This is a genomic window from Paenibacillus sp. XY044 (genome assembly GCF_002257645.1).
Classification (GTDB): Bacteria; Bacillota; Bacilli; order Paenibacillales; family Paenibacillaceae; genus Paenibacillus_AQ.
This window is the reverse complement of sequence record NZ_NQMO01000004.1, coordinates 365299-378585: the sequence shown is the minus strand read 5'-3', so window position 1 is coordinate 378585 and position 13287 is coordinate 365299. Positions and strand designations below refer to the sequence as shown.

General features: G+C 55.1%; 10 protein-coding genes. 8 read left to right on the top strand and 2 right to left on the bottom strand.

Going from position 1 to position 13287, the window contains the following annotated elements; all coding sequences use genetic code 11:
* The first annotated feature begins 598 nt into the window (after positions 1–598).
* The 5 genes from CJP46_RS19155 to CJP46_RS19135 all read left to right on the top strand — a co-directional run bounded on the left by CJP46_RS19155 (position 599) and on the right by CJP46_RS19135 (position 8829).
* Positions 599–1498: a carbohydrate ABC transporter permease gene (locus CJP46_RS19155; RefSeq protein WP_094597226.1), complete on the top strand. Its 900-nt coding sequence runs from the start codon at positions 599–601 to the stop codon at positions 1496–1498.
* A gap of 15 nt (positions 1499–1513) precedes the next feature.
* On the top strand, positions 1514–2386 hold the full coding sequence (locus CJP46_RS19150) for a carbohydrate ABC transporter permease (RefSeq protein WP_094597225.1): 873 nt from the start codon (positions 1514–1516) through the stop codon (positions 2384–2386).
* Between the two features lie 115 nt (positions 2387–2501).
* Positions 2502–3854: an ABC transporter substrate-binding protein gene (locus CJP46_RS19145; protein WP_094597224.1), complete on the top strand. Its 1353-nt coding sequence runs from the start codon at positions 2502–2504 to the stop codon at positions 3852–3854.
* A 154-nt stretch (positions 3855–4008) separates the two neighbouring features.
* Positions 4009–7266: a carbohydrate-binding protein gene (locus tag CJP46_RS19140; RefSeq protein ID WP_094597223.1), complete on the top strand. Its 3258-nt coding sequence runs from the start codon at positions 4009–4011 to the stop codon at positions 7264–7266.
* Between the two features lie 405 nt (positions 7267–7671).
* The gene (locus CJP46_RS19135) at positions 7672–8829 is read left to right on the top strand and encodes an epoxide hydrolase family protein (protein WP_094597222.1); all 1158 of its coding nucleotides are present in this window, start codon (positions 7672–7674) and stop codon (positions 8827–8829) included.
* A 96-nt stretch (positions 8830–8925) separates the two neighbouring features.
* On the opposite strand, the gene msrA is transcribed toward CJP46_RS19135, so the two are convergent.
* On the bottom strand, positions 8926–9909 hold the full coding sequence (gene msrA / locus CJP46_RS19130) for a peptide-methionine (S)-S-oxide reductase MsrA (protein ID WP_094597221.1): 984 nt from the start codon (positions 9907–9909) through the stop codon (positions 8926–8928).
* 315 nt (positions 9910–10224) lie between these two features.
* Between msrA and CJP46_RS19125 the strand changes: the two genes are divergently transcribed.
* Positions 10225–10887 (top strand): YitT family protein, encoded by a 663-nt coding sequence (locus CJP46_RS19125; RefSeq protein ID WP_256992420.1) that lies wholly within the window; start codon positions 10225–10227, stop codon positions 10885–10887.
* A 64-nt stretch (positions 10888–10951) separates the two neighbouring features.
* Here CJP46_RS19125 and CJP46_RS19120 read toward each other — a convergent pair whose 3' ends face one another.
* A complete protein-coding gene (locus CJP46_RS19120) occupies positions 10952–12250 on the bottom strand; it encodes an MFS transporter (protein ID WP_094597220.1) in 1299 nt (432 codons plus the stop codon).
* A gap of 196 nt (positions 12251–12446) precedes the next feature.
* On the opposite strand from CJP46_RS19120, the gene CJP46_RS19115 reads away from it, so the two are divergent.
* Positions 12447–12698 carry a hypothetical protein gene (locus CJP46_RS19115; RefSeq protein ID WP_094597219.1) on the top strand — a complete coding sequence of 84 codons (252 nt, stop codon included), beginning with the start codon at positions 12447–12449 and terminating at the stop codon, positions 12696–12698.
* Positions 12699–12788: 90 nt separating this feature from the next.
* Positions 12789–13214: a LytR/AlgR family response regulator transcription factor gene (locus CJP46_RS19110; protein WP_094597218.1), complete on the top strand. Its 426-nt coding sequence runs from the start codon at positions 12789–12791 to the stop codon at positions 13212–13214.
* Positions 13215–13287: the final 73 nt, after the last annotated feature.

Genomic DNA, 13287 nt, shown 5'->3' with positions numbered 1-13287 from the left:
ACAAAAAACCCCCTGCGCATTAGCGCAAAGGCAGTTTCGTTTTATGCATAACATGATATATCATATTATCCTCTTTTTCTTCTTCCTCTTCGGACAAGTCTGTGAACAACCAAGCCTGGCTTCCACGCTTGTCTTCCATACATGAACAAGTGAAGTAAACTCGCCCCTTCGGCCTGGATTAGGTTGGCTATGTCCCATTTCAAGACGATTCTGCTCCGATTCGCCTTGCTGCCATGACTGACGCGCAAAACCGCTATTCGCCTCCCCCCTCCGTCTCATATGATATGCGCGGTCAATCGTTAAATAATATAACAGCAACCACAAAAAAACTTAATTTAATATATTGACACTATACTGTTATGTCATTATATTGAGAAATGTAAGCGGTTTATTTATGGGATACCTGCTTGAAAGATCTTGCAGACGAAATTGAAGAAAGGAGAATACACAGGGGGCCGGAGCACAGCCATAGCGGACCCATCCGCGGATCGCCTGCGATCCGAAGCAGTTTACATCGTACTTTACGCATGGGGCCGGGAAATAACGGCGGGCACACGCACCGTTCCTGTCCGGATGTTGATGAGGAGGTATATGAAAAATGACGGTAAGCAAAAAGAAGCTTCGCGGCTGGGCCAAAGGCTATCTGTTTATTCTGCCTTCCATTATTGGCTTCAGCGTGTTTGTCGCCTATCCGCTGTTGTCGTCCATTTATTACGCCTTAACGGAATGGAGCGGCTACGATAAGCCCCGTTTTGTCGGTTTCGACAACTTTAAATACATGTTCACGGAGGACCCGGCCTTCTGGCCTTCGGTCCGGGCGACGCTGTATTTTGTCATCATGAGCGTTCCTTTATCGCTGATTCTCGGGCTTTTGCTGGCTATGCTGCTGAACAAAAGCATGCCCGGCATCAAATGGTTCCGCACGATTTATTACCTGCCGACCGTGGTGCCGTCCATCGCGACGCTCACGCTCTGGCTGTTTATCTATCAGCCCCAGTACGGACTCGCCAACTCGCTGCTCAGGCTGCTTGGACTTCCCGAAGGCACCTGGCTGACGAGCGAAACGACCGCGCTCCCCTCCATCGTACTGATCGGCCTGTGGCAGGTCGGTTCCGGCGTCATTATTTTCTTAAGCGGTTTGCAGTCTGTTCCCCAGGAGCTGTACGAAGCGGCCGAAGTCGACGGCGCCGTCCGCTGGCGGATGGCGCTGCACATTACGATTCCGATGATTACCCCCATCCTGTTCCTTCAGCTCATACTCGGCATCATCGGCGCCTTTCAGGCCTTCAACCAGGTACAGGTTCTGACGGGAGGCGGCCCGAACTTCTCCACATCCCTGCTCAACTTCAAAATTTACAACGACGCCTTTAACGGCCGGATGTTCGGCTATTCGATCGCGGAGGTCTGGGTGCTGTTCGTCATCATCATGATCTTCACCGCGCTGACTTACCGGTATTCGAACCGGTTCGTGTATTACGAAAGCGACAATTCGAAATAAGGAGGCTCCCTGCTGATGGTGATGCAAACGGAACTACGGACTACGCGCAAGCCCAGACGAAAATTCAGCATCCTGGACACCATCCGGTTTATCATCCTGACCATCGGTGCCATCGCCATGCTGTTTCCGCTGCTGTGGATGGTGACCATTGCCCTCAAGGGCAACAACGACGTGTTTAAAATCCCGCCCGAGTGGTTTCCCCGGGAGCTCCACTGGTCCAACTTCGTAACCGGAACGCGGGAAATCAACTTCTGGCAGACGTTCGGCAACTCGATGTTCATCGCAGTAGTGTGCACGATCGGTCAAATCGTCAGTTCCGTGCTGGTGGGCTACGGGCTTGCCCGATTGAGCTTTCCCGGCCGGAAGCTGTGGTTCTCGCTGTTCGTGGGCAGCCTGATGCTGCCGGGCTTCGTCGGCATGATCCCGCTCTTTAACCTCTACACCAGCCTGGGCTGGTACGACTCTTGGCTGCCGATCATCGTGCCCGCTTTTTTCGGGAATGCTACATTCTCGTTCCTGTATGTCCAGTATTTGAAAACGATCTCCGTTTCCTTTGACGAGGCGGCCAAAATCGACGGCGCTTCCGACTTCTACATTCTGATGAAGGTGCTCGTGCCCATGACGACGCCGGTCATCATGACGATGGTCATCTTCTCCTTCCAGGGAGCATGGAACCAGTACCTCGAGCCGCTGATCTATATTATCGATCCGAGCAAATGGACGCTGTCCCTGGCGATGGCTTCCTACAAAGGCACCTATGCGACCGCCTGGAACCTGTTCATGGCCGCGGATCTCATCTATATTCTGCCGATGCTGCTGATCTTTTTCTTCGGCCAGAAGTTTTTTATGCAGGGGCTTGGCTCCGTTAACTCCGCTTCATTAAAATAACTCGGCCGCCATGGGCGGATGGGAGGTGGTGCCTGCCCGACGGATAGGTAAGCAGGAAATGATATGTCAGGTTCAGGCGTCATCATTTTAAGAATGAGATCAGGGAGGTCTTTCTATGAAAAAGGGTGCAAAAAAATGGGCCGGCAGCATGATCGCGTTAATGCTGTTTTCCAGCCTGCTCGCCGCATGCGGCGGAGGCGGACCATCCGATTCCGCAGGTTCGGCCGGCACGTCCGATTCGGGTGGTACGTCAGGTTCGGAATCGTCCGGCAAGAAGGTCGAAGTGACGATGATTACCTGGGAATCGAAGGAAATGAACGATAAAATCATGGCGGCCATGAAGCAGTTCGAGCAGGAAAACCCCGACATCACGGTGAAATTGATCCCTACCCCGCTTGATAATTACGGCGTCAAAGTCAACGGGATGCTAACCGCCAAGAAGGCCCCGGACATTTTTATGACAGGTAACGATATGCTGCTCGACAATGCGTCCAAGGGACTGCTGTACGACTGGACGTCCCAGGCGGATCAAGACAAGGAATTCATGGACGGCTTCTACAAAGGCGTCGCGGACAGCTGGCATTATGACGGCAAGCTCGTCGGCCTGCCCGGCCTGCTGAATACGTATGGCATTTTCTATAATAAAAAAGCGTTCCAGGACGCCGGTCTGACCGAGCCGAAAATCGGCTGGACCTATAACGACCTGTTCACGGCCATGGAGAAGCTGACCAGCAAGCAGGGCGGCGTGCAGCAGTTCGGCTACTATGCTCCGCTCGATCCGTTCTATCTTTCGCTCTATTCGGTATCATCGGGTGCTGCTCCGTTCGCCGACTCCATCCTTAATCCGACCAAAGTGGAGATCAGCGACAAGTTCGTGGAAGGCGTAGAGAAATACAAGACCGCTATTGCAAACGGTTACATGAATCCGCCGACCTTTGATTTGACCAATGTCATGAGCTCCTTTAAACAGGGCAAGGTGCCGATGACGCTTCAAGGCCAGTGGGTTGCGGACGATTTGATCCGTACGGCGCCGAAAGATCTGCAGTGGGGCTTCGTGCCGATGCCGGTCGTGACCACCCAATCCGAAATTTACGACGCGGTGGGCTGGTGCAGCCCGACAACGGTCAAAAACCCGGAAGCCGTCTGGAAAGTGCTGAAATTCCTGGATTCCAAAATGTACGAGGAAGTGCTCCCGCAAACGCCGGTCGCTCCGGCAGCGTACCAAGCGTCCTCTTCCGCTTACTTTGAGGCGCTGAAAACCGCAGGCCATGCCGACGTCGGCGAAGGCATCGACCATATTTTGAAATCGCCCGATACGCAGCCGGTCCGCTTCCTCTCGTCCTGGGCAGGCAAAGCGAATCCATTCATCGAAGCTTCCTGGAAGAACGTCCTGATGGGCAAAGCGCCGATCAGTGAACTGAACACGATGGTGGACAAAATCAATAAAGTCATTTCGGAAGCCAAATAACACAAGGGATTAACGGTCCCCTCTGTTCCCGACCCATTGCTGCTCCTGAATACTCCTGCCCTTCTTCTAGTTCCGAACACCGGGCGCAAGCGGGGACCGTTCATATAATCCATAGTTCATGCGTTTCACAACCACCATAAAGGAGGAGAATGTAATGACTTTAAGCAAACGCCGCATCTCCCGGTTGATAAGCGTGCCTCTGGCGGCAGTCCTCACCCTCGGCTCCGTCACCGTTTGGGGACCGGGCACGACTTATGCGTTCAGCGCCGAGGACGGCGACACGGCCATCAAGGCGTTTAACGCCAAATTCTGGGATCCGGCGGCCAACATGTTCTGGAGCAACACCGATCACAAGGATCACCAAGGTTTCTGGGTGGAAGCCGAGCTGTGGGAAATGGTGATGGATTCGTATCTCCATACGTCGGATCCCGAGCTGAAGGCGCAGCTGCGTAAGCAGATCGACGACGTGTATAACGGCACGGTAGCCAAATACGGCAGCGACTGGACGAACAACCCCTTCAACGACGACATTATGTGGTGGGCGATGGGCAGCGCGCGGGCGTACCAAATCACCGGCGATCAGAAGTATTTGGACGCGGCGAAGTACCATTTTGACTGGGTATTCAATACGCAGTGGGACGAAAACTTCGCCGGCGGCGGCATCTGGTGGCTGAACAGCGAGCATGACACCAAAAATGCCTGCATCAATTTCCCGGCAGCCGAGGCGGCAGTCTATCTGTACAACGTCACCAAGGATCAGCATTATCTGGACGCCGCGAAGCAGATTTTCAAATGGGGCAAAACGATGCTGACCGACGGGAACGGCAAAGTGTTCGACCGGATCGAAAAGGAAAAAGGGCCGATTCCGGACGCCACGCACTACAATCAAGGTACATACATCGGGGCGGCGGTAGGCTTGTACCGCATTACCGGAGACACTTCCTATCTGGACGAAGCGGTCAAGGCGGCGGCGTTCACCAAAGACCGTTTGGTCGATGCAGGCGGTGTACTGAACTTCGAAGGACCGAACGGCGATCTGAAGGGCGGCAAAACGATCCTGCTCCGCAATCTGTCCTTCCTGCAGAAGGCGCTGGATGAGCGGACCGAAAGCAAATACAAGGACTTCGGCGCGCAGTTTGACGCATGGGTCTCCTTCAATGCCGAGCTCGCCTGGACGCACCGCAGCACTGAAAATATCGTCGACGGCAACTGGGCGGGACAGCTGCTCTCCGGCAAGTACGAGTCCTGGTCGTCCGCCGCAGCTGTGGAAGCGTTGAATGTGCTGAAACCTCAGGATGCCGAGATTCATTATCCGGAAAAGGACCCGTACGGCAAAATCGAAGCCGAGCGTTACAACATCGGCCAAGGCTTCATCCTGGAGGGTGCGCTGGAAGGAACGCTGCAGCTCGGCGGCATTGAAGCGGGTAACTTTGCGGCCTATAAAAACGTAAACTTCGGCACAACCGGCGCCAAAGGACTGATTGCAAGAGCGGCCAGCGGAACCGGCGGCGGGAACATCGAAGTCCACCTGGATTCGATCGACGGACCGAAAGCCGGTACGCTGAACGTCGAAGGCACCGGCGGGTGGAACAACTACATCGACGCCGTCACCGTGCTCAAGGATGACCAGGGCAATCCGGTTACGATTACCGGCACGCACGACGTCTACCTCGTTTTCACCAAAACGAACGACCAATACCTGTTCAACCTGAACTGGTTTAAATTCACCACCGGCGATCCGACCCGCACCGACGCCTACGCCAAGCTCAAGGGCGTTAACTATGACAGCAGCGAGGGCCTGAGCAAAGCGCAGGGCGGTTTCCTCGACGCGATCCACAACAACGCTTATGCCTCCTATAAAGGCATCGACTTCGGCTCCGGCGCCGCCGGCATGACGGTCCATGTCGCCAGCGGCAATCAGGGCGGATCGATCGAGGTGAAGCTGGACTCCCTGAACGGTCCTACCGCAGGCGTGGTGGACATTCCGGCTCTCGGCGGCTGGGATAAATGGGTGGACATCATGGCCAACCTTGACGATAAGCTCGCGGTGGGCGTGCATGACGTATATCTCATTTTCCACGGAAAAGACGGCAGCGACTTCCCATGCAACCTGGATTGGTTCACCTTTACGACGATGAAGGGCACGGCGAGAGATGCTTACGCAAAGCTGGAAGCTGAAAACCGGACGAACGGCGTCGGCTTCGGCACCGAAAGCGGCGGCGGTCAGACCTATCTGGCCGGCATCTTTGGCCCGAACAACGGGTACGCCATGTACAACTACGTTGACTTTGGCGACACGAGCCCGACGAAGTTCCACGTCAACGCGGCCAGCGACACGAGCGGCGGCACGGTTGAAGTCCGCATCGACAGCCTGAACGGTCCGGTCATCGCCAGCAACAAGGTCACCGGAACGGGCGGATGGCAGAAATTCAAAGTGTTCTCGACCGATGTGACGACGCCGGTGACCGGGAAACATATCGTGTTCCTGCTCTTTAAAGGCTCGGACTATCTGTACAACCTCGACAAATTCACCTTCGGCGACCCGTCCGTCTTTACGGCACCGAACCCGCCGACGGAACCGGTGGAAGACCATGTACCGCCGGGTGACGTGGAGAACGTGCTCGTCAGCCGTGATAACGGCCAGCTGACCCTGACCTGGGACGGCCCGTACGATTTGGACGCGGACAAAATCCGGGTCACCGTCACGAGCGGCGGCCAGCAGATCGGTGACGTCATGGTAGTGAATCGCGGCATCCAAAAGGCCGTCATCCCGGGCATCGAGGACGGCAAGGACTACAGTATCCTGCTTCAGGCCGTGGACAAATCGGGCAACGTGTCCAAGGGCATCACGGTCGACAGCAAAGTCCAGCCGGCCTTCGCCTTGACCCTCGACGGCGCTGCCGTGAAGAACGGCGATACGCTGGATGACAGCTCAGTGCTGTCCTTCCAGGCCGGTGACGGTCTCGCCGCAGACGGATCGGCGGTGCTGACGCTGGCCGGCAAGGAATACAAGGTCGATGCGCAGCAGACCCGTGCCGACGTTCCGCTGGCCGGCCAGCTGGGCGACCAGACGGTCAGCATCGCCGTTTACGGCGGCTCGGGTGAGCCTACCGTGACGACGCTGCAGCTGCATGTGACGACCAGCCCGGCTTCGATCCAGCAGCTGATCGACCGCTACAGCGCCGCCGGCGACCTGAGCGGCGGGCTCGTGCCGCAGCTGACCAATGCGCTGAAGCAGGCGCAGCACCAATGGGACGGCGCCAAGCCGGACCAGGCCGTGAAGCACCTGCAGGACTTCCTGAAGCATCTGGACAACAAGGGCCAGAGCGGCAACGTCAAGGATGACGCCAAAGCCGTGCTGACCGCGGATGTAAACGCGGTGATCGCACAGTGGCAGGGCGCTGAGCAGTAAGTGCGCATTGCGGCGTGCTGGGCGCGGCAGTGAGCTTTGAGCAGCAGTGAGTTGAATCCAGTGGAAAGTGATCTGTGTGTGGCGGTAAGTTGCCGCGTAGCAGTGAGTAGTAGACGACAGTGAGAATACGCGGCAGTAAACGAGGGGCTGCTCCATTCACGGAAATATCCGTGAGGAGCAGCCCTTTTGTAGTCTCGGCGGAAGAAGGAGTTTCACGCAAACAGATGCAAAAGTGCATCTATTTTCACCCAAGTTACTCTCTAACGAGCAAATCTGGCGAATTTAAGTGTTCCCTTTTTGTGATCCAGTCTGCATTATTTTATGTTGACAACTCAACAATAAGGATGTTACATTCCTCATATAACGTTGATAATTCAACTATATTGTAGGAGGGAGCACGTTTTCATGAATCGTATGGACAGCACAAATATACTGCCGTTTCACATCAAAATTGCGCAAAGTGCGCTCGACGACCTGCGGGACCGTCTCGCCCGTATCCGTTGGCCTGACGAACTGCCGGATGCCGGTTGGGATTACGGCGTGCCGCTCGGCTATCTCAAGGAACTGGCGGAGTACTGGCTCAATTCATACGATTGGCGCAAGCACGAAAAGCGGTTAAACGGGTTGCCACAGTTTACTACAACCATCGACGGGGCAAACGTTCATTTCCTGCATATCCGTTCCCCGGAAAAAGGTGCGCTGCCGCTGATCCTTACTCATGGTTGGCCGGGCTCGATCGTCGAGTTCCTCGATCTCATCGGACCTCTCTCTGATCCGCGGTCTCACGGCGGCGATCCGGCTGACGCTTTCCATCTGGTCATTCCCTCGATCCCAGGTTTCGGGTTCTCGGGGCCTACCCTGGATAAGGGATGGAATATGCACCGGGTTGCCCGGGCTTGGGCGGAGCTGATGTGTCGTCTCGGGTACGGCTGTTATGGCGCCCAAGGCGGCGATTGGGGCGCAGGCATTTCCCGATTGTTGGCCGAGTCGGACAGTGAGCATGTGTGCGGCGTCCATGTGAATTATTTGCATACAGTTCCAGCGGAGGACTTCGATCCGAGCGAACTGTCTAAAGAAGACCGTGAAAGGCTTGAACGCGCACAACGTTACCGGTCTGCGCCGGCAGGGTATGCGAGGCTCCAATCCACCAGGCCCCAAACTTTGTCCTATGCGCTCACGGACTCGCCGGTCGGGCAGCTGGCATGGATCGCCGAGAAGTTTTACGAATGGACCGATCCTGCCTGCAGGGTGGACGCCGATCGGCTGCTAACGAATGTGATGCTCTATTGGCTTACCGGAACCGCCGGATCATCAGCCCGATTGTATTACGAAAGTGCGAAATCGAAAGGGGCCCTTCGGTGTCCCGTACCATTGGGTGTGTCAGTGCTGCCTTACGACTTGGCATTACCTGTATATTCTCTCGCGCAGCGCCAACATCCCATCGTCCATTGGACCGAGTTTGAACACGGCGGGCATTTCGCCGCCATGGAGGTTCCGGATCGGCTGGTTGAGGACATAAGCATCTTCTTTAGAAGATTCCGCCAAGAACTTCATCCGTCTTGACCCAGCCACAGGCTTTACACTTTAACGAACCATGCCCTTAGGCCATCCTTCAAGGACGGCCTAAGGTTGTTCACCAACTTACCCTTACCTCCCCCCCTACTCCCTCTCAAACAGCCCCTTATACCTCCCGTACCCTTCCCGTTCCAGCTCCTCCCGCGGCACAAAGCGCAGCGCCGCCGAGTTTACCTGGTAGTGCAGCCCGGCAGGCGGTGGGCCATCGTGAGACAGGTGGCCCAGGTACGCACCGGACAGGCGGGCGTACAGAGCGGTGCGCGCTTTACCGCTGCGCAGGTCGGCCTTCCGGCGGAGGAAGCCCTCGTGGATCGGCCGCGTGAACGCCGGCCTGCCGGTCCCCGCATCGAACTGGTTGCGCGAGCAGAACAAGGGGTCCCCGTTCACCACATCCACGTAGATCCCTTCCCGCTCATTGTTCCAATACGCGTTTTCGTACGGCGGCTCATCCGTGCCGTTTTGCGTGACCTCGTACTGAAGGCGGGTCAGCCGTCTTTGCAGCGTAGCATCATCCTGCTTTCTGCGCCAATGTTTATCGGTAAACGCACCCCGCCCAGAACCTTCATGGTAGAGGTTGTAGTCGTAGCGGTGCGTTTTATAGTAGTCCTGATGCTCGTCCTCCGCCGGATAGAACGGACCCGCGGGTAAAATCTCGGTGACGATTTTACCCTTAAAACGCCCGCTCGCGGCGAGGTCCCGCTTGGAGGCTTCCGCCTTGGCCCGCTGCTCCGCGTTATGTACAAAAATGGCCGTCCGGTAAGAGTTCCCCCGGTCCATAAACTGCCCGCCCGCATCGGTCGGATCGATCAGCTGCCAATAGATGTCCAACAGACGCTCATACGGAAACACCTCCGGGTCAAAAACAATCTGAACCACTTCATAGTGCCCGGTCGTTTCCGTTCCTACCTGTTCGTAGGTGGGATGCTCCGTACGGCCCCCGGTATAACCGGACACGATCGAGCGGATACCCGGCAGCTCGTCAAACGGCTGCACCATGCACCAGAAGCATCCGCCCGCAAATGTGGCCCATTCCAGCCCCGTATGGTTGTCCTGCCCTAAATTCTCCATCCCTTCTCCATCCTTTCTCCGACCCTTCTCTATCCCTTCTACATCCTTTTAAGATTTTTATTTCCTTACGAAGGATACGCATATATGTCAACCATACCATAAGCCGGCAACTGGTGGAGTACCGAGCGGGGTAACGCTGTCCCTGGTGTTCTAACATGCCGCGAGAGGCACACCTGGTAAAGTGCATACCCAGTAAGGATTCAAAATGGATGGGAATCAAAGGAACTGGCATCCTTGTCCGGAGACAAGCATACATTTTTAAAGAATGCTTGACCAGCTTTGACCAACAAACTAATCTCCAAAGGATGATTGCGGTTGAAAATACAGATGATTCCCGGCCGTTACCGGCATCGGTTTTATCGTCGTCTCAGCAGGAAAATCTCCCTCATTACCGCAGGGGCGGTGCTTCAAGGTTTTGCGATGGCGCTCTTTTTGTTCCCTCACAACATCCCTTCCGGAGGAGGGGCCGGCATTGCCGTGCTGCTGAACCACGAGTTCGGCCTGCCGATGAGCCTTGGCTTCTGGTTTGCGAATTTTATCTTTCTGATTTTTACCGCCCATCATTTGGGCATGTTCAGTGCCATCGGCACCATTTACGTGATCACCGCCACGAGCGTATCGGTCAATTTTTTTGAGGTATATATTCGGCCGCCGCTGCTGAATGTGTGGCTTGATCTGTTGATCGGCTCCCTCATTCTCGGTACCGGCGTCTCGATGCTGATGAGGCAGCGGGTATCCAATGGTGGTATCGGCTATACCGCTCTGGTGATATACAAGTACAAAAAAATAAAACCCGGCACATCCCTTTTCTGGATGAACGGGGTTATCTTTGTCATGACGGCATATGTCGTCAACTGGAAAATCATCCTTTTCGCCATCGGATGCCAAATGATCTCCACCCGGGTCATCAATTTCATGCTCGGCCGCAAGCCGCAGCGAAGATGGACAACAGGGCTCGCCTGGCGCAGCAAAAAATAGCAGGCCAGGCCCTAGCCCATTGACGTGCCAACAGCATCTTTCAACCCAAAGACCCGGACCCGGATCAGGATCCGGCTTTTTGGCGTCCGCCGAACGGCCGGATCAGGCTCGCCGGCTTTTTGCGGTAAGCTTCGGCGCGTTTGCCGCTGGACGGCTTTCCCCCGGTGTCGACCCGGATCAGGAAAAGGGCGAGCAGTCCGATCACAAACGTCAGTCCGGCAATGGACAGAAACATGCCCGGACGCGACCATCCCATCATCCATCCGAACAACGGCGGTCCGACCGCCACCCCGAAAAACCGCACCGACCCGTACAGCGAGGTCACAGCGCCCCGTCTTTCCTTGCCGACCGCCCCCGTAATAAAGCTGTTGATGCATGGCAGGATCAGGCCCGTTCCCAGACTGCTGATGGCCAGAATCGCGATGAACAGAGTCAAATGCCCGATAAACGCCAGCAGAACGTAGGCAAGCGTCATGAAAATAAAGCCGATCACGATCAGCCGTTTCATCAGCTTCTGGTTTTCCCCGATTTGGCTGCCGGTCACATAGGACGTGGTGCACATGACCAGGAGAGGAATGGCCAATACCAGCCCTTTGACGGCTCCTACGATGTTGTGTTCTTTTTCCAGCATGTCGGATAGGTAAAAAAGGATTCCGAACAGCGCAAACAGACAGGTTGCGCCGGCTAAATACGCAGGGATCAGCCATCGGCCCTCTTGCTTGAACACGCTGCCGAGGCCATGGATATATTTCTTGAAAGGCATCGGCTCCTTCGTCTTCTTCTTCTCCTTGATCAGGAGCCAGGTGAGCGCGATGGAAATAATCACGACCGCCGGAAAGGTAAAAAATACGCTGTACCATACGATCAAGGCCACCAGTGATCCGAGAATCGGCGAGATGACTTTGCCAAAGCCGTTGGATGCCTCGACCAGCCCAAGCACTTTGCTTTCCTCGGACCCTTTGAACAAATCGCCCGTGAGGGCCATCGCGATCGGGGCTGTCCCTGCCGCTCCCATGCCCTGTAGCGTCCGGCCTACCATAATCCAGAGGAACGGTTTTGGAAACATCGCCGCCGCGAACCCAGCCAGCAGGCCTCCGATTCCGTACAGGATCAGCGAAGGCACGATGACGACTTTTCGGCTAAACCGGTCGGACAAATACCCCATAATCGGTATGAAAAAGGCGGCAACCAAAGAGAACACGGTGATCGTAAGGCTTGTTTGGAACGATGAAACATGGAGCTTCGACTCCATCTGGGGCAGGATCGGAATGAGCATGGAATTGCCGAACGTCATGATGAAGGGAACCGAGGCAATGGCCCCGATCGTTTTCCCGGACGGACGTTTCTGCTGTTCTTCAGCCATCGCAGGATTGACTCCTTTCTTAGGAAGGTACAACCATTTCTGATTAGATTGTCCCATGGGACGTCAAGTTATCCTTCTCCCGATGGCTTGCCGTTATTCAGAACGTATTCAGAGCAGTGTGCTTAAATGGCTTATATAGGTCTATATCGGATAGGAATATTTTATCGGTCAAAAAGGAGTCATTGGTGGTGAAGGAATGTTATCAATAATACAGCAGGAAGCGCTGGAACAAGCCCGAAATCACGGAGGAAAGCTCGTTCGCTGGAATCACGGAGGATTTTGGACGTATGCGGGCGTTCTGCCGAAGACGAGGAACGGCTCACCAAGATTGCCTGATGTCGAATGGTGCTGTACGACAAATACCATTTTTGCGCTGGTCCGCCGCGGGTATATGGCCATGGATGATTGGCATACGTGTTCGGTCGTACAAGAAGAAACGCATGAGTAACCGGGTAAAACGGAGTGTTTGAAAAGTTCCAGAGTACATAAGTATAACCGCTTCCGAGAAAACACTGCACCTGTTGGGAGAGAAAGCCGCTTGAAGGTAATTATCGTCGATGATGAGAATCTGGCATTATTAAAAATGGAAAAACTGCTTCGGACACAGACCGCTGTTCATGTTCCGTGGAAGGTGCTCGGATCCTATATGAATCCGCACGATGCACTGGCGGCATCCCGGCGGGAGGTACCCGATGTGGCCTTTTTGGATATCGAACTGCCGGAGATGTCCGGCATGGAGCTGGCTGAGCAGCTGCTCGCGATCCATCCGCAGATGCACATCGTTTTTGTGACCGCCTTTCAACAATTTGCAGTTCACGCCTTTCAGGTGAATGCCCTCGATTATTTATTGAAGCCCGTTCAACCCGCGAGACTGGCCGTAACACTGAAGCGAATCGCACAGTGCTTGAGCCTGAAGGCTGCGGGTTCCGGAACCGTCCTGGCCCCATTGGAACAAGACTTGTAGGCAGGTCATCGTTTTATACGGACGTCATACATCAGGTTCATCCGAACAAAAGCAGCCTGTTCAGCAGGGTGCT

Excerpts from the sequence above, each read along its gene's own strand:
- CJP46_RS19155 (WP_094597226.1), top strand. The coding sequence starts at position 599 with ATGACGGTAAGCAAAAAGAAGCTTCGCGGCTGGGCCAAAGGCTATCTG.
- CJP46_RS19150 (WP_094597225.1), top strand. The coding sequence starts at position 1,514 with ATGGTGATGCAAACGGAACTACGGACTACGCGCAAGCCCAGACGAAAA.
- CJP46_RS19145 (WP_094597224.1), top strand. The coding sequence starts at position 2,502 with ATGAAAAAGGGTGCAAAAAAATGGGCCGGCAGCATGATCGCGTTAATG.
- CJP46_RS19140 (WP_094597223.1), top strand. The coding sequence starts at position 4,009 with ATGACTTTAAGCAAACGCCGCATCTCCCGGTTGATAAGCGTGCCTCTG.
- CJP46_RS19135 (WP_094597222.1), top strand. The coding sequence starts at position 7,672 with ATGAATCGTATGGACAGCACAAATATACTGCCGTTTCACATCAAAATT.
- msrA (WP_094597221.1), bottom strand. The coding sequence starts at position 9,909 with ATGGAGAATTTAGGGCAGGACAACCATACGGGGCTGGAATGGGCCACA.
- CJP46_RS19120 (WP_094597220.1), bottom strand. The coding sequence starts at position 12,250 with ATGGCTGAAGAACAGCAGAAACGTCCGTCCGGGAAAACGATCGGGGCC.
- CJP46_RS19115 (WP_094597219.1), top strand. The coding sequence starts at position 12,447 with ATGTTATCAATAATACAGCAGGAAGCGCTGGAACAAGCCCGAAATCAC.